Below are 18702 nucleotides of genomic sequence, written 5' to 3'. Positions count from 1 at the left end.
GGATCAAACGATCTACTACCATACGCACTCCCCCCCACATCGCGCAAACCGGCCTTTCCCCGCACCCCGCTATACCGGCCCCACCTGCGGCGATACCTCCGGCGTCCGCAGCGGCACCGACTCCGCCGACGCGCCCCTCACCTCATTGCGGAGCTGCGCCGCAGACGAGGCGGACGGCTGCGGCTGCGACGGCGGTCCGGACGGCTCCGGCTCAGGGGAGCCCGGCGGCTCGGGGGTCGCCGGCCCGGACGGCACCGGCGATTCGGACTGCTGCGGCACCCCGGGCCCCGGCCGCGAGGCCGAGGGCGTCGGCAGCGGGGTGCCCCGGGGCGGCTCCCCGCCGCCGGGCTCGACACCGCCGGGCTCCGTACCCGGGCGCACGCCACCGGGGGCGGCCGAGGGCGCGCCGGAGCCGCCCGGCTCCGGCGATTCGGCGGCCTCCCGCTCGGAGTGCGCCTCGGCCCGGCCACCACCGGTACGGACCCGGCCCGTGCCCGCCACGGTGCCGCCGTCCGGTCGGGCGGCGTTCTTCCCGTGCTCGGGCGACGGTGACGGCGCCGGTTTCCCTCCGTCGTCGCCGATGCTCATGCAGCCGGTGGACGCGGCGACCGTCGCGGCGACGACGGCCGCCCATCGGACGGGGACGGACAACTGGCGCACGGGAGGCACCTCCGGGGTACGAAGAAGGGGCGGAGCGGTACGGAAAGGAGTGGGGGCGCCGTGCCCAACTCCCGTTGCCCCGCCGGGGACACGCCCCGGACCGGGCCCGCACACCACCCGCACGACTCCCACGCCCCGTCCGCACGCCGCCGGGCACCACCCGGCGGACGCCCGGGACGCGCTCAGCCGTAGCCGAGCGCGTGCAGCCTCTCGTCGTCGATGCCGAAGTGGTGGGCGATCTCGTGGACGACGGTGATCTCGGTCTCGGCGACGACCTCCTCGCGGGACTCGCACATCCGGAGCGTCGGCCCGCGGTAGATGGTGATCCGGTCCGGCAGCACCCCGGCGTACCACTCGCCGCGATCGGTCAGCGGCGTGCCCTCGTACAGCCCGAGCAGCTCCGGATCACCCGGGTCGGGCTCGTCCTCGACGAACACCGCGACGTTGTCCATCAGCCGCGTCAGCTCCGGCGGGATCAGGTCCAGCGCCTCGGCGACCAGTTCTTCGAACTCTTCGCGCGTCATCTCCAGCACCCCGCCATTGTCCCGTACTGCCGGCCCCGGCGCCCCGGTCCGGACCGGCAGGTGACCGCCTCCGCAGGGGTGCGCGCTCCCCTGCCATGTCCTCGCCGTAAACCGTTTTGGCGATAGCCGCTGCCATCCCATATGCTTCTCACGTCCCCGACGCGCTGGAAAGCGCGCAGGTGGGCCCTTAGCCCTCATCGTCTAGTGGCCCAGGACGCCGCCCTTTCAAGGCGGTAGCACGGGTTCGAATCCCGTTGGGGGCACGCTTAACCGTGTGCGAGACTTGTCTCGCACATTAGCTTGGTCCTGTGGAGCAGTTTGGAGTGCTCGCCACCCTGTCAAGGTGGAGGCCGCGGGTTCAAATCCCGTCAGGACCGCTGCAGCCCTTATGAGCTGCGTGGCTGGGTAGCTCAGTTGGTACGAGCGATCGCCTGAAAAGCGATAGGTCGCCGGTTCGATCCCGGCCCCAGCCACCACCCGAAGGCCCCGTCCACCGGACGGGGCCTTCGTCGTGTCAGGCCTCTTCCCGGTCCGTCGAGTTCACGCCGCCCCGGCGGCGCCACGCCCGTACCGCCAGAACCAGCAGCACCACCGCGACCACGGCCACCAGCGCCATGGCGTCCGGCACGTGCTCGCCGATGCGCTGGGCCCACTGCTCGACGGCGAACGAATCGTCCACGTCCAGCAGCCCGGGCAGCGCCGTCGTCCCGTCGTACGCGAGGAACAGCGCGCCGAGACCGATGAAGAAGAGCCCGGACAGCAGGGTCGTGGTGTGCAGCTCGAAGCGGCCGAGCCGGAAGGCGCGACCGCGCAGCCAGGCCCGTCGGCCCAGGTCGAAGCGTTCCCAGAGCAGCGCGAGCAGGAAGAGCGGGACCGCCATGCCCAGGGCGTAGACGGCGAGCAGCAGTCCGCCGTAGACCGGGCTGCCGCTGACCGCCGCCACGGTGAGGACGCTGCCGAGGATCGGGCCCGCGCAGAAGCCGGCCAGTCCGTAGACGGCACCCAGCGCGTAGACCGATACGGCGGTGGTCGGGCGGATCCGGCCGCTGAGGGCGGCGATCCGGCGCGAGGCGAAGCCCAGACCGACGATCTGGGCGATGCCGAGCGCGATGATCAGCCAGCCCGCGCCGAGGACGAGGGCGTCGCGGTGGCGGTAGAAGAGCCGTCCGGCGTACGAGCCCGCGGCGCCGAGCGGCACCAGGGTGGTGGCCAGTCCGGCGTAGAAGATGCCGGTACGGGCCAGTAGGCGCGAGGTGGAGTCGATGGAGTAGGCGAAGAAGGCCGGCAGCAGCAGCGCGCTGCATGGGCTGACCAGGGCGAGCAGCCCGGCGAGGAAGGCCGCGAAGTAGCCGATGTCAGCGGTCATTTCGCGTCGTCCCCGGAGCCCTGGGAGCCCTTGCCGCCCTCGGAGTCCTTGCCGCTCTTGGCGTCCTCGGTGTTGCGGGCCTCCTCGGCCGCCGCCTCGATGGCCTGGGTGAAGGTCTCCATGGGCTGGGCTCCGGCGATCGGGCGGCCGTTGATCAGGAACGACGGGGTGGAGGTCGCGCCGATTCCGTACCCCTGTTCCTGGTCCTTGCTCACGGCGGCGGAGGCGGCGGAGCTGTCCGCGTCACGGGCGAAGCGGTCGAGGTCCGCGACCCCGGCCTGCTGGGCGAGCGCCTTCAGCCGGTCCTTGCCGAACCCCTTCTCCTTGGCCCCCTCGGCGTACGCGGCGGCGTGGAACTGCCAGAAGCGGTCCTGCTGCCCGGCGGCCCAGGCGGCGCGGGCGGCGGCCTCGGACTCGGCGCCGAAGATCGGGAAGTTGCGCCACTCGATGCGCAGGGTGCCGTTGTCGACGTACTTCTTGACCAGGGCGGGTTCGGTGTCGCGGGCGAACTTGCCGCAGTAGCCGCACTTGAAGTCGGCGTACTCGATGAGGACCACGGGTGCGTCGGCGCGGCCCTGCGCGAGCTTGTCACCGGCGTCGCGGCGGGCGAGCTTCGCCAGCTCCGGATAGACGCCGGCGTCCGGGTCGGAGGTGACATCGGCGGCCGAGGGGGAGGAGGCCGAACCCGAGTGGTCGGGGGCGGTGGCCTGGTAGGAGACGAAGCCGAGCAGCGCGGCGGCGAGGACGACTCCGGCGCCGTAGATCACCGGCTTCCGGGACGAGGACTTGCGTGTGGGCGCGGACTTGCGCGCGGGCGTGGGCCTGGACTTGGGCATGCGGGACTCCGTGCTGGTGATGCGGGAGGGAAGAGGAACGGCCGGGTGGGGGCGGCCGGCTACACCCTCAGCACGGAAAGTTCGACGGGAGTGGGTGCGGCGGGCCCGGGGGCGCGCAGTTTCAGCCGTACGGGTGGGTGGACCGGTCCCTGTCCGATGGCGGCGGGCAGGCCCCACTCGGCGAGGCCGGGCGCCTGGTCGTACGCGGCACGGGCCCGGCCCGGGAGCGCGGGTTCGCCGTCGTGCTTCCTGGTCTTGCCGCATCTGGGCGCCGAATGCCGGTCGTCGGCCGTCACCACCGCCGGACCGGAGTCGGCCCGGGCGTCCGCACTCGTCGCGTCGGCCACAAGGGTGGTGACGGTGGCGGGTGCGACAGCGGTGGCGGGTGCGCCGCCGCCGGGCACGGCCGTCGCCGGTCCGCAGAACAGCCCCAGCACGACCGCGAGCACCGCCATCAGGCAGCACCACTGTGTACGGGACACGGCGACCGGCCTTTCCGGACAGGGGCAACGGGTGGTCAGCTGCCCGAAATGGTACGTGCTGTGATCTCGCGCCTCCGCGCGGTGCCCATGGGGTGAGCCGGACTGCACGAAAACATGGGGTGACCCGGACCGCACGAAATACGTTCGCCGTTCGTCGGGCCCGGGTGAGATCCTGGGCTCCGTATGTCTACTTCCTTCGCTGATCTCCAGAACCGGCTCGGACAGATCTCGCTCCGCGATGCGCACCGGCTCGGCCGCCGTCTCGAAGGGGCGCGCCGCATCCGTAAGCCCGAGGCCCGGCAGTCCGTGCTGGACGAGATCGCCGCCGAGGCCGGAAAGGCAGCCGAGCGGCTTTCGCTGCGTGCCGCGCGGATGCCCGCCCTGTCGTACCCGGAACAGCTCCCGGTCAGTCAGAAGAAGGACGAGATCCTGAAGGCGATACGCGACCACCAGGTCGTGATCGTCGCCGGGGAGACCGGCTCCGGCAAGACCACGCAGATCCCGAAGATCTGCATGGAGCTGGGGCGCGGTGTCCGGGGCATGATCGGGCACACCCAGCCGCGCCGGATCGCGGCCCGTACGGTCGCCGAGCGCGTCGCGGACGAGCTGAAGACGCCGCTGGGCGAGGCGGTCGGCTGGAAGGTCCGCTTCACCGACCAGGTGAACCCCGACGCGACGTTCGTCAAACTGATGACGGACGGCATCCTGCTCGCCGAGATCCAGACGGACCGCGAGCTGCGCGCCTACGACACGATCATCATCGACGAGGCCCACGAGCGGTCGCTGAACATCGACTTCCTGCTCGGCTATCTGGCCAGGCTGCTGCCCAAGCGCCCGGATCTGAAGGTCGTCATCACCTCGGCGACGATCGACCCCGAGCGGTTCGCGAGCCACTTCGGCGAGGCGCCGATCGTCGAGGTCAGCGGGCGTACGTACCCGGTCGAGGTGCGCTACCGCCCCCTGCTCGAGGAGGAGGGCGACGACTCCGACCGCGACCAGATCACCGCGATCTGCGACGCCGTGGACGAGCTCCAGACCGAGGGTCCCGGCGACATCCTGGTCTTCCTCTCCGGTGAGCGGGAGATCCGTGACACGGCGGACGCGCTGAACAAGCGGAACCTCCGCCACACCGAGGTGCTCCCGCTCTATGCCCGGCTCTCGCACGCCGAGCAGCACCGCGTCTTCCAGCGCCACACAGGCCGCCGGATCGTCCTGGCGACCAACGTCGCCGAGACCTCGCTGACCGTCCCCGGCATCAAGTACGTGATCGACCCGGGCAATGCCCGGATCTCCCGCTACAGCCACCGCACCAAGGTCCAGCGGCTGCCGATCGAGCGGATCTCGCAGGCCAGCGCCAACCAGCGCAAGGGCCGCTGCGGCCGTACGTCGGACGGCATCTGCATCCGGCTGTACTCCGAGGACGACTTCCTGACCCGTCCGGAGTTCACCGACCCGGAGATCCTCCGTACGAACCTGGCCTCCGTCATCCTCCAGATGACCGCGGCCGGCCTGGGCGACATCGAGAAGTTCCCCTTCATCGACCCGCCGGACCACCGGAACATCCGCGACGGCGTCCAGCTCCTCCAGGAGCTCGGCGCGCTGGACCCGGAGGAGAAGGATCCGAAGAAGCGGCTCACCCAGCTCGGCCGGAAGCTCTCGCAGCTGCCCGTCGACCCGCGCCTGGCCCGCATGGTCATCGAGGCCGACCGCAACGGCTGTGTCCGCGAGGTCATGGTCATCGCCTCCGCGCTCTCCATCCAGGACCCGCGCGAGCGGCCCTCGGAGAAGCAGACACAGGCCGATCAGCAGCACGCCCGCTTCAAGGACGAGACGTCCGACTTCCTGGCGTTCCTGAACCTGTGGCGGTACATCCGCGAGCAGCAGAAGGAGCGCGGCTCGTCCAGCTTCCGCCGGATGTGCAAGCAGGAGTATCTGAACTTCCTGCGCATCCGCGAATGGCAGGACATCTACACCCAGCTGCGTACCGTCGCCAAGCAGATGGGCATCCACCTCAACGAGGAGGACGCGCCGGAGCAGTCGGTGCACACCTCGCTGCTGGCCGGGCTGCTCTCGCACATCGGTCTGAAGGACACCGAGAAGAACGAGTACCTGGGCGCCCGCAGCGCCAAGTTCGCGATCTTCCCCGGTTCGGCGCTCTTCAAGAAGCAGCCGCGGTTCGTGATGTCGGCCGAGCTGGTCGAGACGTCCCGGCTGTGGGCGCGGGTCAACGCCAAGGTCGAGCCGGAGTGGATCGAGCCGCTGGCCCAGCATCTGCTGAAGCGCACCTACAGCGAGCCGCACTGGGAGAAGGACCAGGCGGCGGTGGTGGCGTACGAGCGGGTCACGCTCTACGGGGTGCCGATCGTCGCCCAGCGCAAGATCAATTTCGGCCGGATCGACGCCGAGACCTCCCGCGATCTGTTCATCCGCAACGCCCTGGTCGAGGGCGACTGGCGGACCCACCACCAGTTCTTCCACGACAACCGCAAGCTCCTCGGCGAGGTCGAGGAGCTGGAGCACCGCGCCCGGCGCCGCGACATCCTCGTGGACGACGAGACGCTCTTCGACTTCTACGACCAGCGGATCCCCGAGCACGTGGTCTCCGGGGCGCACTTCGACTCCTGGTGGAAGCACAAACGCCGGGACGAGCCGGACGCGCTGGACTTCGAGCGCTCGATGCTCATCAACGAGAAGGCCGGGGCCGTCACCAAGGACGACTACCCGGACTCCTGGCGCCAGGGGAAGCTGAAGTTCAAGGTCACGTACCAGTTCGAGCCGGGCGCGGACGCCGACGGTGTGACCGTCCACATCCCGCTCCAGGTGCTCAACCAGGTCACCGCCGAGGGCTTCGACTGGCAGATCCCCGGCCTGCGGGAAGAAGTGGTCACCGAGCTGATCCGCTCGCTGCCCAAGCCGATCCGCCGGCACTACGTCCCCGCGCCGAACTACGCGGACAAGTTCCTCGACCGGGCCGTACCGCTGCAGGAGCCGCTGCCGGTCACTCTGGCCCGGGAGCTCCAGCGGATGGTCGGCGTCCCGGTCGCGGCCGACGACTTCGACCTGGGCCGTATCCCGGACCACCTGAAGATCACTTTCCGGATCGTCGACGAGCGGCGCCGCAAGGTGGCCGAGGACAAGGACCTGGAGGCGCTGAAGCTCCAGCTGCGCCCCAAGGCCCGTCAGGCCCTCTCCCAGGCCGCCGCGGCCACCGCGGGCCCCGCGGGCGAGTCCATCGAGCGTTCGGGCCTCACGGACTGGACGATCGGCACGCTGAACCGCGTCTTCGAGACCCGGCGTGCAGGTCAGCCGGTGAAGGCGTATCCGGCGCTGGTGGACCGGGGCGAGACCGTAGCCGTACGGCTCTTCGACACCGAGGCCGAGCAGCAGCAGGCGATGTGGCTCGGCACCCGGAAGCTGATCATGCTGAACGTGCCGGTGAACCCGGCGAAGTTCGCCTCCGACAAGCTGACGAACCAGCAGAAGCTGGCCCTGTCCCGCAATCCGCACGGCTCCATCCAGGCCCTCTTCGAGGACTGCGCGACGGCGGCCGCCGACCGGCTGATCGGCGCGCACGGCGGCCCGGCCTGGGACGAGGAGTCGTTCCGGAAGCTGTACGACAAGGTGCGCACCGACCTCGTCGCACTGACCGAGCACACGGTCAAGCAGGTCCAGCAGGTGCTGGCCGCCTGGCAGGCCTGCGAGCGGCGCCTGAAGGCCACCAACAGCCTGGTCCTGGTCAACAACGTCACCGACGCCCGGGACCAGCTCGCGGCCCTCGTGCCGCCGGGCTTCGTCACGAAGACCGGGCTGCGCAGGCTGCCCGACCTGATGCGCTATCTGGTCGCGGTGGACCGCCGGCTCCAGCAGATGCCGACGGCCGTCCAGCGCGACACCACGCGCATGGAGAAGGTCCACGAGATGCAGGACGAGTACGCCTGGCTGCTCGAACAGATGCCGCAGGGCAGGCCCGTGCCGCAGGAGGTCCTGGACATCCGCTGGATGATCGAGGAGCTCCGGGTCAGCTATTTCGCCCACGCGCTGGGGACGGCCTACCCGGTCTCCGACAAGCGGATCGTGAAGGCGATCGACGCGGCGGCCCCGTGAGAGGGCCCGCTCGGACGGGCCGTTCCGGCCGTGACGGAGCCGCCACCTTCGGTGAGTTCGACCTGACCCTCTGACCTGCTGTACAGTCTGGTTTCGCAGCCAGCCGCAAGGCAAGCAGCGAAAACCTGGTCCTGTGGAGCAGTTTGGAGTGCTCGCCACCCTGTCAAGGTGGAGGCCGCGGGTTCAAATCCCGTCAGGACCGCAGTAACGAAAGCCCGGATCCTTCTGGATCCGGGCTTTCGCGTGTCTTGACTCCGGCCACCGCCGACGAGTAGTCAGACAGCAGAGGCCGCCCCTGTTTTCCCGGTGCGGGGCGGCGGTCCACCGGGAGGTGGCGCGGATGGCTGCGTCCGCCGCACAGGAGACCCGCGCGCTCCTGCGCGCCCATCTGGCCGCCGCTTCCGGCTGCCGCCATCTCACCCGCCACTGTCCGGTCTGCCATCGGCTCCTGCGGCTCGCCATGGAGCCCGTGACGGCCCGCCGGACCGATTCCGCCCCCGAACCGCCACCCCTGCCCCGCGGACGCCAGGACGGCGCTCCGGGAGCCGAGGACCAAAGTCCCCCGGGCGGGTGACCAATGGCGGGGACTTCCGCTTCCCGGCGGTGGCAGGCTCGTACTTGGCAAGACTCGCGCAGTGTGACGGGAGTCACCGAAAGAGTTTCGAGAAGGGGTGACCTTACACCCTTCCTACAACTGGCGAATTTAATATGTGCAATTGCACCACTCGGACGAGAGCGCCACGGGACCATTCGAACCATGCCGCCCCGGCCTCCCCGGACGGTCCGGAACAGTCCCGCACAGACCCGCTCAAGCACGCACGGCGACCCGACCACACCCGACCGGACGCGCGGTTTCCGGCGCCCCTGATGAACGGCCCCGCGCCCGGGGCCGTGTGGGCACAAAAAAGATCGCGCTGGACCCGGCGGAGTCCAGCGCGATCGAACGACGCACCCGTATTGCACAGGTATGGCGCCCGTTGGGGCGGGCGCCCGTCATTTGGAGCTATGGGCGGGCCTGTACGGGTTGGGGGACCCGGAAGCCCGGTTGTTGCGCGGCGACAGGGGTGTGTCAGGCCTCGCTGCGCTGCTGCGGAATACCCGCAAGCAGTGCGCGGACCTCTGCCTCGCGGTACCGGCGATGTCCACCGAGCGTGCGGATGGACGTGAGCTTGCCTGCCTTGGCCCAGCGGGTAACCGTCTTCGGGTCCACGCGGAACATCGTGGCAACCTCAGCCGGGGTCAGCAGCGGCTCGGCATCAGGGGTGCGAGCGGTCATGAGCGGCCTCCTCGGGAGAACCGAACCATCTCGGTTCTTTCCTCTAAATTCTGCACCTTGACCCGCGTTGCCCGAAATGGCGGACGCGGGCCGAGTCGGTTATAGGACGAACGGCTTGTCCTCGGCACTACAACTACACCATCCGTCCAGCCACGTCGGCCAAACCGATGGAATTGCCCTCCCAGGTGTTCATCAGCGACGGAAGCCGATGGACCATGCCATAGCGGACAGTCACACCGCCGTGACGATCAGTCACAGAGCGATCAGGAGCCACCAGACCCCCCATAGCGTGCAATGCTGAGCATTCCGCCCTTAGTTGGACGGACAGAGCCTTCCCCGGGCTCCTTGTCCTATTTTGGCATGAGGAGTAGGGAAGGGCGCAAGAGCCCAGTTAGTGCTATCCATCACGCTTGAGGCAAAGGCCCGGTTCGGGACGTAGGTCCCGAGACCACAGGAGTACGCTTCCGCCTCTCCACTCCCACACGTCACACAGGACACAGGGAGAGACGCGGATATCGCCCCGTCAGTTCGCGAACTGACGATCTCTTACGGCCCGCCAGCGCTCCGCCAGCCGGCCGTACGCCTCGCTCGCCCCTTCGGTGTCACCGGCCTGCAGCGCCGCGATGCCCTCGGCCACATCGGCGGCCGACCGGTCCCCGGCGAGCTCCTTCGCCGACAGCGCGTGCACCAGCCCGGCATAGTCCAGCTCGACCAGCGCCCGCGGATGGAACTCCTCCAGCCAGCGCCCCACGTCCACGAGCCCCTCGGTCAGCGGCCCCTCGTCCACCGACTCCCGCAGCACCTTCAGCGCCCGGGCCAGCCGGCGGCGGGCCTGCACCATCGGCGTCCGGTACCGCAGCACGGGCGCCGCACCGTCCTCGCCCGCCTCCGCGTACTCCCGCTCCTCGTCGGAGAAGAGCACGAACCACCGCACCGGCACCTGCCACACCGAGGTACGGATCCACGGCCTGGCGTCCGGATTCCGCTCCGCCCACCGCTCGTGGTCCGCGACCGCCTGCCCGCGCACCACCGGCGGCAGCACCGCGTCGAGCACCGGACCGGGGAACATCTCCCCCAGCTCCTCCAGCGCCAGCCAGCCGCGCAGCCTGGTCCGCCACGGACAGACGCACACCACCCCGTCGACCTCGGCGACGAACGCGTCCGCGCTCTCGTGCACCGGCACGGCGACCGGCGGGGTGGCCGCCAAGTCGGCCAGCGAACGGCGCAGTTCGTCCTGGGCCGTGGGGATGCGGGGCCGCCCGGCGTACCGGGCCCAATGGGCGCGTTCCGGCTCCGGGAAGGCGGCCAGCGGCTCGTACACCCGGAGGTAGGACGCGTAAGGGACGAGCACTGAGGACACCACCGACATGCAGCAGATCGTGTCACGCCGGTACTCCGCCGGGGGGTGATCCTGGGCACTGGAACAGATCTACGTCCGCGTAGGACTTACGCTCTTGCCCAGTCGGACCGGCCGTGCCGGCCGGTCCACGGCCCTCCCCACCTTCAGGAGGGTCCTCGCCGCTTCGTACTTGGGAGTCACCACAGTGACCGATGTGACCGACGGCGTCCTGCACACCCTGTTCCAATCGGAACAGGGGGGCCACGAGCAAGTCGTGCTCTGCCAGGACCGTGCCAGCGGCCTCAAGGCCGTCATCGCCATCCACTCCACCGCCCTGGGCCCGGCCCTCGGCGGCACCCGCTTCTATCCGTACGCCTCCGAGGAGGAGGCCGTCGCGGATGCGCTGAACCTCTCGCGCGGCATGTCGTACAAGAACGCCATGGCCGGTCTCGACCACGGCGGCGGCAAGGCCGTCATCATCGGCGACCCCGAGCAGATCAAGTCGGAGGAACTGCTGCTGGCCTACGGCCGGTGCGTGGCCTCGCTCGGCGGGCGGTACGTGACGGCCTGCGACGTCGGCACCTATGTCGCCGACATGGACGTCGTCGCCCGCGAGTGCCGCTGGGCCACCGGCCGCTCCCCCGAGAACGGCGGCGCCGGCGACTCCTCGGTCCTCACCGCGTTCGGTGTCTTCCAGGGCATGCGGGCCTCGGCACAGCACGTCTGGGGCGACCCGACGCTGCGTGGCCGAAAAGTGGGGGTCGCCGGGGTCGGCAAGGTCGGTCACTACTTGGTCGAGCATCTGCTGTCGGACGGTGCGGAGGTCGTGATCACGGATGTGCGGGAGGAATCCGTACGCCGGATCACCGAGAAGCACCCCGGGGTCGCCGTCGTCGCGGACACCGAGGCGCTGATCCGTACCGAGGGCCTCGACATCTACGCCCCGTGCGCGCTCGGCGGTGCGCTGAACGACGACACCGTTCCGGTGCTCACGGCCAAGGTGGTGTGCGGCGCGGCCAACAACCAGCTCGCGCACCCCGGCGTCGAGAAGGACCTCGCGGACCGGGCGATCCTTTACGCACCCGACTACGTGGTGAACGCGGGCGGTGTCATCCAGGTCGCCGACGAGCTGCACGGCTTCGACTTCGACCGGTGCAAGGCCAAGGCGTCGAAGATCTTCGACACCACGCTGGCCATCTTCGCACGTGCGAAGAGTGACGGCATTCCGCCGGCCGCCGCGGCCGACCGGATCGCCGAGCAGCGGATGGCCGAAGCGCGCCGCCGCTGACAGTGGCGGACGCGTCACCCCGCGTCCGAACCGCCCGTGGCCTGCCGACCCGCCGACCGGCGAGACAAGACTCACGCCGGTCGGCGGGTCGCATGCCAAGAAGAGGTTAAAATCGCAGTTGACCAGCGAGGACGGGGCTTCTCGCCGGTCTTCTTCCGGGGCGTGTGATGCGGGCGGCGTACCGTATGGCCGCGGAAGCAGGTACCGTTAAAGCCCTACGGGCACGGTCTCTCAGCCGAGAGTCCGTCCTGAAACATGAACGCGTGTCAAGACTCTGGGGCCGTCGAGCCCCGTCACCGAGGGGGTCGAGCCATGGGGCGCGGCCGGGCAAAGGCCAAGCAGACAAAGGTCGCCCGCCAGCTGAAGTACAGCAGCGGCGGGACTGACCTGTCGCGTCTGGCCAATGAGCTGGGCGCATCGCCTTCGAGTCAACCACCGAACGCAGAGCCGTTCGAGGACGACGACGAGGAAGATGACCCGTACGCACAGTACGCGGATCTGTACAACGACGAGGACGAGGACGAGGACGACAAGTCCGGTCCGTCGTCACAGCGCCGCGGCGCTTGACCTCGCGCTGACACATCAACCCGGTCCGGGCCTGTCCCGGACCGGGTTCTGTGCTGTCCCGGCCCGGTCCGGCCGATCGTGCGGCATCCGGTTTCCCCGAGGCTTCTCCCCGACCGCCGGAACTGCTGGAATTCCGGCGGCCGAGGACGTGGCAGCCACCGGGTCGCCCCGGTGTGCCCGCCCCGTGTCTATCGCGCGTACCCGCCGACGAGCTCCGCGCCCGAGGTGTGTGCCCCGCGCTCGGTGATCTCGCCCGCGACCCAGGACTCGACCCCGCGGTCGGCCAGCGTCGTCAGTGCCACGTCCACGGACTCGGCCGGGACGATCGCGATCATGCCGACGCCCATGTTCAGCGTCTTCTCCAGCTCCAGCTGCTCGACCTGTCCCGTCCGGCCGACCAGGTCGAAGACCGCGCCGGGCGCCCAGGTGGAGCGGTCGACCCTGGCGTGCAGACCGTCCGGGATGACCCGGGCCAGGTTGTTGGCCAGGCCGCCGCCGGTGACGTGGCTGAAGCCGTGCACCTCGGTCGTGCGGGTGAGCGCCAGGCAGTCCAGCGAGTAAATCTTGGTGGGCTCCAGGAGCTCCTCGCCGAGCGTGCGGCCGAACTCCTCGACCTGCCGGTCCAGCGACCAGCCGGCCCGGTCGAAGACCACGTGCCGGACGAGCGAGTACCCGTTGGAGTGAAGACCGGACGACGCCATGGCGATCACCACGTCACCCTTACGGATACGGTCCGGGCCCAGCAGCCGGTCGGCCTCGACCACGCCCGTGCCGGCGCCGGCGACATCGAAGTCGTCGGGGCCGAGGAGGCCGGGGTGCTCGGCGGTCTCGCCGCCGACCAGGGAACAGCCCGCGAGGACACAGCCCTCGGCGATGCCCTTCACGATGGCCGCGACACGCTCGGGGTGCACCTTGCCGACGCAGATGTAGTCGGTCATGAAGAGCGGCTCGGCGCCGCAGACGACCAGGTCGTCGACGACCATGCCGACGAGGTCGTGGCCGATGGTGTCGTACACGCCCATCTTGCGGGCGAGGTCGACCTTCGTGCCGACGCCGTCGGTGGCGGAGGCGAGCAGCGGACGCTCGTAGCGCTTGAGGGCCGAGGCGTCGAAGAGCCCGGCGAAGCCGCCGAGGCCGCCGAGGCCCGCGACCTCGGGGCGCTGCGTCTTCTTCACCCACTCCTTCATCAGCTCGACGGCGCGGTCGCCGGCCTCGATGTCGACGCCCGCTGCCGCGTAGGAAGCACCTGTTGTCTCAGACATTGCCTGGGATCTTTCGTGTGGAAATACGGGGCTGGTGGCCAGAGGTGTACGGCTGTGCCGTCACGGACGACGCAGTGCGTCGGCCGCGGCGGTCGCCGCAGGGCCTGCCGCCAGCTCGGTCTCCAGCAGCTGCTTGCCGAGCAGCTCCGGGTCCGGGAGCTCCATGGGGTACTCACCGTCGAAGCAGGCGCGGCACAGGTTCGGCTTGGCGATCGTCGTCGCCTCGACCATCGCGTCGAGCGAGATGTACGCGAGCGAGTCCGCGCCCATCGACGTGGAGATCTCGTCGACCGTCATGCCGTTGGCGATGAGCTCGGCACGCGTCGCGAAGTCGATACCGAAGAAGCAGGGCCATTTCACCGGCGGGGACGAGATCCGGATGTGGATCTCGGCGGCACCGGCCTCTCGGAGCATCCGGACCAGTGCGCGCTGGGTGTTGCCGCGGACGATCGAGTCGTCGACGACCACCAGGCGCTTGCCCTTGATGACTTCCTTGAGCGGGTTCAGCTTGAGGCGGATGCCCAGCTGCCGAATGGTCTGGGACGGCTGGATGAAGGTCCGGCCGACGTAGGCGTTCTTCACCAGTCCGGCGCCGAACGGGATGCCGCTGGCCTCCGCGTAACCGATGGCGGCGGGGGTGCCGGACTCCGGGGTCGCTATGACCAGATCGGCCTCGACCGGGGCCTCGGCGGCCAGCTTGCGGCCCATCTCCACCCGGGAGAGGTAGACGTTGCGCCCGGCGATGTCGGTGTCGGGGCGGGCCAGATAGACGTACTCGAAGACACAGCCCTTGGGCTTCGCTTCCGCGAACCGCGAGGTGCGCAGGCCGTTCTCGTCGATGGCGACGAGCTCGCCCGGCTCGATCTCGCGGACGAAGCTGGCACCGCAGATGTCGAGGGCGGCGGACTCGGAAGCCACCACCCAGCCGCGCTCCAGCCGGCCGAGGACCAGCGGGCGGATGCCCTGCGGGTCACGGGCGGCGTAAAGGGTGTGCTCATCCATGAAGACGAGGGAGAAGGCGCCCCTCACATCGGGAAGCACCTTCGCGGCGGCCTCCTCGATGGTGAGCGGCTTGCCGTCCTCATCGGTCTGGCCGGCGAGCAGCGCGGTCACCAGATCGGTGTCGTTCGTCGCGGCGACCTGGGTGGCGCGGCCGTCCTTGCGAGGAAGGTCGGCGACCATCTCGGCGAGCTGGGCCGTATTGACCAGATTGCCGTTGTGACCCAGGGCGATCGAGCCGTGCGCGGTCGCACGGAACGTCGGCTGCGCGTTCTCCCACACCGAGGCACCGGTGGTGGAGTAGCGGGCATGACCGACCGCGATATGGCCCTGGAGAGATCCCAGAGACGTTTCGTCGAAGACCTGCGAGACCAGTCCCATGTCCTTGAAGACCAGGATCTGGGACCCGTTGCTCACTGCGATGCCCGCGGACTCCTGTCCACGGTGCTGCAGGGCATACAGTCCGAAATAGGTGAGCTTGGCGACCTCTTCGCCCGGAGCCCAGACACCGAAGACGCCGCAAGCGTCCTGGGGGCCCTTCTCTCCGGGGAGCAGGTCGTGGTTGAGTCGTCCATCACCACGAGGCACGCCACCGAGTGTAGGCGAGATCGACCACTGGTCCGAATTCGGGATACCGGGCCGGACCACCGGGGAAGCGCTCCCAGGGGTGGTCCGCAAGGCGCTTCGGACGGTCACGGGGAGTGATCATCCTCGGGTCGTGACGGGGTGCGGATCGGGCCACAGGGCGGCGGCCGCCCGGATCAGCACCCGGTTACCGTCGGGTTCCGGCCACTCGGGCCGGGGAGTCCGCCGGGCCGGATGGTGGCGCTCGGTGAGGCGGTCGGCGGCCCGGCGCGAAGCCCGACCGAACGCGCGTTTCGTGGCGAGCCTCACACCGGGATGCCCGGGATGCGGCCTTCCGGAACCCTGGGGTTCCGGCGATGCTGCCCGGCGGCCGGGTCCAGAGGTCCGCAGTACGAGACCGCCGTTGACAGGCGCATGGCCGGTTGGCAGGCTCCAGCACCATGCAGCCCCGGCCCCTCGGTGACCGCTCGGTCACGCTCGTGGAGCGCCGCCACGTCGATCTGGGACGTGTCGCGAGCGCCATCTGTCGCTGCGCCTGATTCCACCGGCGCGCTTTCGGCTGCCCTTCGCTTCCGCGTTTCCCCGTCGTCTGCTCGTTGGCTGACGCGGCTTTCGGCCCTCCGCCGCGCGCCGGTCCGCCCGCTCTCGCACCCCTCGCCCGTCCACAGCCATGCGCACAGCCGTGGTCGCGTCGGCACGCCGTGGCCACAACCGTGTCCGACCTCCGACGGGCCAGCTGTTCCAGCTCGCCCGTGACCAGCGCGAACAGGCCGACCGGGCGGCCGCCGAGCCGGAACTGCCGGCCGAGCTGCGGGCGTCCTGGGAGCGGACCGCCGCGGGACTGCTGCCGTACCCGACGGGGGCCTGAGTCACGCCCTGATTCAGATCCTGGGTCTCATTTTCCGGGTGCCGGGGCCGCCGCGCCGAGGCCCTCGCCGTTCGCCGCGGTGAGGGACAGCGTGCGGTGGTCGATCCGGTATGTCGTCCTCCCGTCCAGGATCGCCAGCAGGGCACGCTCCAGCTTCATCAGAGGATCCGGGCACATCATCCTGGTGCTGGTGATCCGGCCGAACGTGACAGTGGAGCCGGTGACTGTCACGTTGCCGCGGAACGAGTTGCAGCCGAGAGTGCCCCGTACGGAGCCGTCCTTGCCGAAGCTCAGCCGCGCCTTCTGTTCCGTACCCGAGGGCAGCGACGAGGCGGTCGAGCCGGACACCAGGGAGGTGACGGTCCAGGTGGTGCCGGTGAGCGGGGCCGGGGGCTCCGAGGTGAGGGCGATGGCGTCGCCGGCCTCCGTGGTCAGGGTCAGGGTCCTGCCCGTGACGGCGGCGGTGAGTTCACCGCTGAACGCGCGGGACATGGCCGTCTCGAACCGCTGGACGCCCTTCTCGCAGCCCATCTGCGTGGTCGTGGCCTGCCGCACGGTGATCGTGTCGCCGTCCGTACGGGTCTCGGCGGTGAAGTGGTTGCAGCCGAAGTTCCCCGTGGCTCTGCCCTCGGGGTCGATCACGACATGGGCGCCGTCCGGAGCTTCGGTCCTCCGCCCTCCGGCCGTCACCGAATCGACGCTCCAGTGGACGCCGGTGAGGCGCGGCCCGGTCCGTACCGAACCGCTGCCGTCGCCGGACCCCGAACCGGTCCCCGTCTCCGTACCGCAGGCGGCAAGGGCGAGGAGGGCGATGACTCCTACGACCATCCGTTGATTCCGCATGGACCTGGGACGGTCCGGCCGGTCGTACGGTTCCCCTCACCCCATCAGGGGCAGCAGGGCGGCGAGATCGGCCCGCTCCCCGCTGGCGCCGACCTTCGCCTCGTCGAGCGCCCGCGCCCACTCCGTACGTCCGGTGGCGAGCCGGATCCAGGTGAGCGGATCGGTCTCGACGACGTTGGGCGGCGTACCGCGGGTGTGCCTGGGGCCCGGCACGCACTGGACGACGGCGAACGGCGGGACCCGCACCTCGACCGAGCCGCCCGGCGCCTTCTCCGCGAGGGCGTCGGCGAGCAGCCGGGTGCAGGCGGCGAGGGCTTGCCGGTCGTACGGGATGTCGAGGTCGGCCGCCTCGTTCAGATCGTCGGTGTGCACGACGAGTTCGACGGTACGGGTGACGAGGAAGTCGGCCAGCCGCATCGCTCCGACCCGCGTCGGCAGCAGCCGCTCGTCGCCGGCCCCGGGCACCAGCTCCTCGAACTGCTCCGCGACCTCCCCGTACAGCGCGTCCAGGTCGGGGCGGTCCACGGCGAGCGCCCTGGTGTCGTCCGCGATGTCCGCGGCCCGGTCCGCGGTCGCGAACGGCCACTCGACGAGCGTCAGATCCGGCTTCGCCGCAGCGGGTTGTGGCAGCTCCAGATTCCGGGTGACGCTCGAGAGCACCATGGTCAGATGTACGGCCAGTTCGCGCACGGTCCAGTCGCCGAGCCGGGTCGGCAGCGCGAGCTGTCCGGGCGTCAGGGCGCGGACGGCTTCTCGGACATGGGCGAACTGCGCCAGGACCGCGCTGCGGGTCCTGACCGGGTCGTAGCGGCGGGCACGTTTCTGGGACGGCGGCATGTCCGGGAGCCTAAGGCCTGCCCGGCGGACACGGCGGACAGCCCAGGTCGGCTCAGGACCAGGTCGCCTCAGGACCAGGTCGCCTCAGGACCCGGGTCGCCTCAGGACCGGGTCGCGAAGTCGGCCAGACCGTTGGCGAGCAGGCCGAAACCGCGCTCGGCGAGCGCGACGGCCTCCGGCGCGATCGCGTCCGCCGGCTCCCCCTCCAGCAGCCGCAACTGGTTCGCGAATATGAGGGCGTTGCGGGTGCCGATCAGCTGGGTGGCCGCGATCCGGGCGATGGACGGCTCCTCCCCCTCCTCGATCAGCACTTCGGCGAGCAGGTCGAAGGAGCGCATGGAGAACGCGTGGGCCCGGGTGAGCAGCGCCGGGGTCTCCATGATCAGCCGGCGCACCCCGAGCACCACCGGCTCGTCGCTCATCCCGACCGAGGGATCGCGGCGCTCGACGCCGGCCAGGAACTGTCCACGCACGGCGGCCAGGGCGGACTCGCCGGGGGCCCGGTCCCGTACCGCGCGCGCGACATCGCCGATGTGCTCCTCCATGGGGGCGAGGACCAAGTCCTCCTTGCCGGCGAAGTAGTTGAAGACAGTCATCTTCGACACCTCGGCCGCCTCCGCGATCTCGGCGACCGAGACCTTGTCGAAGCCGCGCTCGGCGAAGAGCTCGGTGGCCGCGGCCAGCAGGCGGTGTCGCGTCTGGAGCTTCTTGCGCTCGCGCAGGCTCATCCCCTCGGTCATGGCATCACTGTACCAGGATGAATGTTGATCCCAGATTAATTCTTGACTCGATACATTTTCTTGGGCATGGTGGTGCCCGACCACAGCGGCGCCAGCGCCGCTCCGGAGGGGAGCCCCGCCATGTCC

At 70.1% G+C, this 18702-nt stretch carries 17 protein-coding genes, 4 tRNA genes and 1 pseudogene; 10 read left to right on the top strand and 12 right to left on the bottom strand.

The window, feature by feature from the left end; all coding sequences use genetic code 11:
• Positions 1 to 69: 69 nt before the first annotated feature.
• Together OG978_RS21655 and OG978_RS21650 are read right to left on the bottom strand one after the other, a co-directional pair.
• On the bottom strand, positions 70 to 660 hold the full coding sequence (locus tag OG978_RS21655; RefSeq protein WP_326766804.1) for a hypothetical protein: 591 nt from the start codon (positions 658 to 660) through the stop codon (positions 70 to 72).
• Positions 661 to 842: 182 nt separating this feature from the next.
• Positions 843 to 1193, bottom strand: a complete 351-nt coding sequence (locus tag OG978_RS21650; RefSeq protein ID WP_326766803.1) for a metallopeptidase family protein — start codon at positions 1191 to 1193, stop codon at positions 843 to 845.
• A 181-nt stretch (positions 1194 to 1374) separates the two neighbouring features.
• Here OG978_RS21650 and OG978_RS21645 point away from each other — a divergent pair.
• The 3 genes from OG978_RS21645 to OG978_RS21635 all read left to right on the top strand — a co-directional run bounded on the left by OG978_RS21645 (position 1375) and on the right by OG978_RS21635 (position 1660).
• Positions 1375 to 1447 (top strand) — tRNA-Glu (locus OG978_RS21645).
• 39 nt (positions 1448 to 1486) lie between these two features.
• Positions 1487 to 1561, top strand: a tRNA-Asp gene (locus tag OG978_RS21640).
• A 22-nt stretch (positions 1562 to 1583) separates the two neighbouring features.
• Positions 1584 to 1660: transfer RNA gene (locus OG978_RS21635), tRNA-Phe, on the top strand.
• Between the two features lie 38 nt (positions 1661 to 1698).
• Here OG978_RS21635 and OG978_RS21630 read toward each other — a convergent pair.
• From OG978_RS21630 to OG978_RS21620, 3 genes are read right to left on the bottom strand one after another with little or no spacing between them, the layout of a single operon-like run.
• Positions 1699 to 2550 carry a cytochrome c biogenesis CcdA family protein gene (locus OG978_RS21630; RefSeq protein WP_326766802.1) on the bottom strand — a complete coding sequence of 284 codons (852 nt, stop codon included), beginning with the start codon at positions 2548 to 2550 and terminating at the stop codon, positions 1699 to 1701.
• The gene (locus OG978_RS21625; protein ID WP_326766801.1) at positions 2547 to 3386 is read right to left on the bottom strand and encodes a DsbA family protein; all 840 of its coding nucleotides are present in this window, start codon (positions 3384 to 3386) and stop codon (positions 2547 to 2549) included. Before OG978_RS21625 ends, OG978_RS21630 begins: the two co-directional genes overlap by 4 nt.
• A 59-nt stretch (positions 3387 to 3445) precedes the next feature.
• The gene (locus OG978_RS21620) at positions 3446 to 3868 is read right to left on the bottom strand and encodes a hypothetical protein (protein ID WP_326766800.1); all 423 of its coding nucleotides are present in this window, start codon (positions 3866 to 3868) and stop codon (positions 3446 to 3448) included.
• A 183-nt stretch (positions 3869 to 4051) separates the two neighbouring features.
• Here OG978_RS21620 and hrpA point away from each other — a divergent pair, with 183 nt between their 5' ends.
• The 3 genes from hrpA (at position 4052) to OG978_RS21605 (ending at position 8546) form a co-directional block, all read left to right on the top strand.
• Complete coding sequence (hrpA, locus tag OG978_RS21615) at positions 4052 to 7972, top strand: ATP-dependent RNA helicase HrpA (protein ID WP_326766799.1); 3921 nt, start codon at positions 4052 to 4054, stop codon at positions 7970 to 7972.
• 127 nt (positions 7973 to 8099) lie between these two features.
• A tRNA-Asp gene (locus OG978_RS21610) sits at positions 8100 to 8174 on the top strand.
• Between the two features lie 138 nt (positions 8175 to 8312).
• On the top strand, positions 8313 to 8546 hold the full coding sequence (locus OG978_RS21605; protein ID WP_326766798.1) for a DUF6274 family protein: 234 nt from the start codon (positions 8313 to 8315) through the stop codon (positions 8544 to 8546).
• 495 nt (positions 8547 to 9041) lie between these two features.
• Here the strand turns inward: OG978_RS21605 and bldC are convergent, their stop codons facing one another.
• Positions 9042 to 9248, bottom strand: a complete 207-nt coding sequence (gene bldC / locus OG978_RS21600; protein WP_003949541.1) for a developmental transcriptional regulator BldC — start codon at positions 9246 to 9248, stop codon at positions 9042 to 9044.
• A gap of 523 nt (positions 9249 to 9771) precedes the next feature.
• Positions 9772 to 10617 carry a hypothetical protein gene (locus OG978_RS21595; RefSeq protein ID WP_326766797.1) on the bottom strand — a complete coding sequence of 282 codons (846 nt, stop codon included), beginning with the start codon at positions 10615 to 10617 and terminating at the stop codon, positions 9772 to 9774.
• Positions 10618 to 10792: 175 nt separating this feature from the next.
• Here OG978_RS21595 and OG978_RS21590 point away from each other — a divergent pair, with 175 nt between their 5' ends.
• Entirely contained in the window at positions 10793 to 11875 is a 1083-nt protein-coding gene (locus tag OG978_RS21590) for a Leu/Phe/Val dehydrogenase (protein ID WP_326766796.1), read from the top strand.
• Between the two features lie 312 nt (positions 11876 to 12187).
• A complete protein-coding gene (locus OG978_RS21585) occupies positions 12188 to 12442 on the top strand; it encodes a DUF3073 domain-containing protein (protein ID WP_326766795.1) in 255 nt (84 codons plus the stop codon).
• Positions 12443 to 12630: 188 nt separating this feature from the next.
• On the opposite strand, the gene purM is transcribed toward OG978_RS21585, so the two are convergent.
• Positions 12631 to 13704, bottom strand: a complete 1074-nt coding sequence (gene purM / locus OG978_RS21580) for a phosphoribosylformylglycinamidine cyclo-ligase (protein WP_326766794.1) — start codon at positions 13702 to 13704, stop codon at positions 12631 to 12633.
• 60 nt (positions 13705 to 13764) lie between these two features.
• Complete coding sequence (gene purF / locus OG978_RS21575; protein WP_326766793.1) at positions 13765 to 15291, bottom strand: amidophosphoribosyltransferase; 1527 nt, start codon at positions 15289 to 15291, stop codon at positions 13765 to 13767.
• Positions 15292 to 15728: 437 nt separating this feature from the next.
• Here purF and OG978_RS48340 point away from each other — a divergent pair, with 437 nt between their 5' ends.
• Complete coding sequence (locus OG978_RS48340; RefSeq protein WP_356088694.1) at positions 15729 to 15827, top strand: putative leader peptide; 99 nt, start codon at positions 15729 to 15731, stop codon at positions 15825 to 15827.
• 179 nt (positions 15828 to 16006) lie between these two features.
• A pseudogene (locus tag OG978_RS21570) lies at positions 16007 to 16156 on the top strand (twin-arginine translocation pathway signal protein); the annotation flags it as partial.
• 27 nt (positions 16157 to 16183) lie between these two features.
• Here the strand turns inward: OG978_RS21570 and OG978_RS21565 are convergent.
• The 3 genes from OG978_RS21565 to OG978_RS21555 all read right to left on the bottom strand — a co-directional run bounded on the left by OG978_RS21565 (position 16184) and on the right by OG978_RS21555 (position 18576).
• Positions 16184 to 16984, bottom strand: coding sequence for an META domain-containing protein (locus OG978_RS21565; protein WP_326766792.1), 801 nt, complete (start codon positions 16982 to 16984; stop codon positions 16184 to 16186).
• Positions 16985 to 17035: 51 nt separating this feature from the next.
• The gene (locus OG978_RS21560; RefSeq protein WP_326766791.1) at positions 17036 to 17836 is read right to left on the bottom strand and encodes a maleylpyruvate isomerase family mycothiol-dependent enzyme; all 801 of its coding nucleotides are present in this window, start codon (positions 17834 to 17836) and stop codon (positions 17036 to 17038) included.
• A 101-nt stretch (positions 17837 to 17937) separates the two neighbouring features.
• A complete protein-coding gene (locus tag OG978_RS21555) occupies positions 17938 to 18576 on the bottom strand; it encodes a TetR/AcrR family transcriptional regulator (RefSeq protein ID WP_326766790.1) in 639 nt (212 codons plus the stop codon).
• Positions 18577 to 18702 lie beyond the last annotated feature (126 nt).

This window comes from Streptomyces sp. NBC_01591 (assembly GCF_035918155.1).
Classification (GTDB): Bacteria; Actinomycetota; Actinomycetes; order Streptomycetales; family Streptomycetaceae; genus Streptomyces.
Note: the sequence above shows the minus strand (reverse complement) of the source record. Positions and strands in the feature narration are given on the sequence as shown.

Bases quoted from the DNA above. Each gene is read 5' to 3' on its own strand.
- OG978_RS21630 (WP_326766802.1), bottom strand. From the start codon at position 2,550: ATGACCGCTGACATCGGCTACTTCGCGGCCTTCCTCGCCGGGCTGCTC.
- OG978_RS21625 (WP_326766801.1), bottom strand. From the start codon at position 3,386: ATGCCCAAGTCCAGGCCCACGCCCGCGCGCAAGTCCGCGCCCACACGC.
- hrpA (WP_326766799.1), top strand. From the start codon at position 4,052: ATGTCTACTTCCTTCGCTGATCTCCAGAACCGGCTCGGACAGATCTCG.
- OG978_RS21605 (WP_326766798.1), top strand. From the start codon at position 8,313: ATGGCTGCGTCCGCCGCACAGGAGACCCGCGCGCTCCTGCGCGCCCAT.
- bldC (WP_003949541.1), bottom strand. From the start codon at position 9,248: ATGACCGCTCGCACCCCTGATGCCGAGCCGCTGCTGACCCCGGCTGAG.
- OG978_RS21595 (WP_326766797.1), bottom strand. From the start codon at position 10,617: ATGTCGGTGGTGTCCTCAGTGCTCGTCCCTTACGCGTCCTACCTCCGG.
- OG978_RS21585 (WP_326766795.1), top strand. From the start codon at position 12,188: ATGGGGCGCGGCCGGGCAAAGGCCAAGCAGACAAAGGTCGCCCGCCAG.
- purM (WP_326766794.1), bottom strand. From the start codon at position 13,704: ATGTCTGAGACAACAGGTGCTTCCTACGCGGCAGCGGGCGTCGACATC.
- OG978_RS48340 (WP_356088694.1), top strand. From the start codon at position 15,729: ATGCAGCCCCGGCCCCTCGGTGACCGCTCGGTCACGCTCGTGGAGCGC.
- OG978_RS21565 (WP_326766792.1), bottom strand. From the start codon at position 16,984: ATGGTCGTAGGAGTCATCGCCCTCCTCGCCCTTGCCGCCTGCGGTACG.
- OG978_RS21560 (WP_326766791.1), bottom strand. From the start codon at position 17,836: ATGCCGCCGTCCCAGAAACGTGCCCGCCGCTACGACCCGGTCAGGACC.
- OG978_RS21555 (WP_326766790.1), bottom strand. From the start codon at position 18,576: ATGACCGAGGGGATGAGCCTGCGCGAGCGCAAGAAGCTCCAGACGCGA.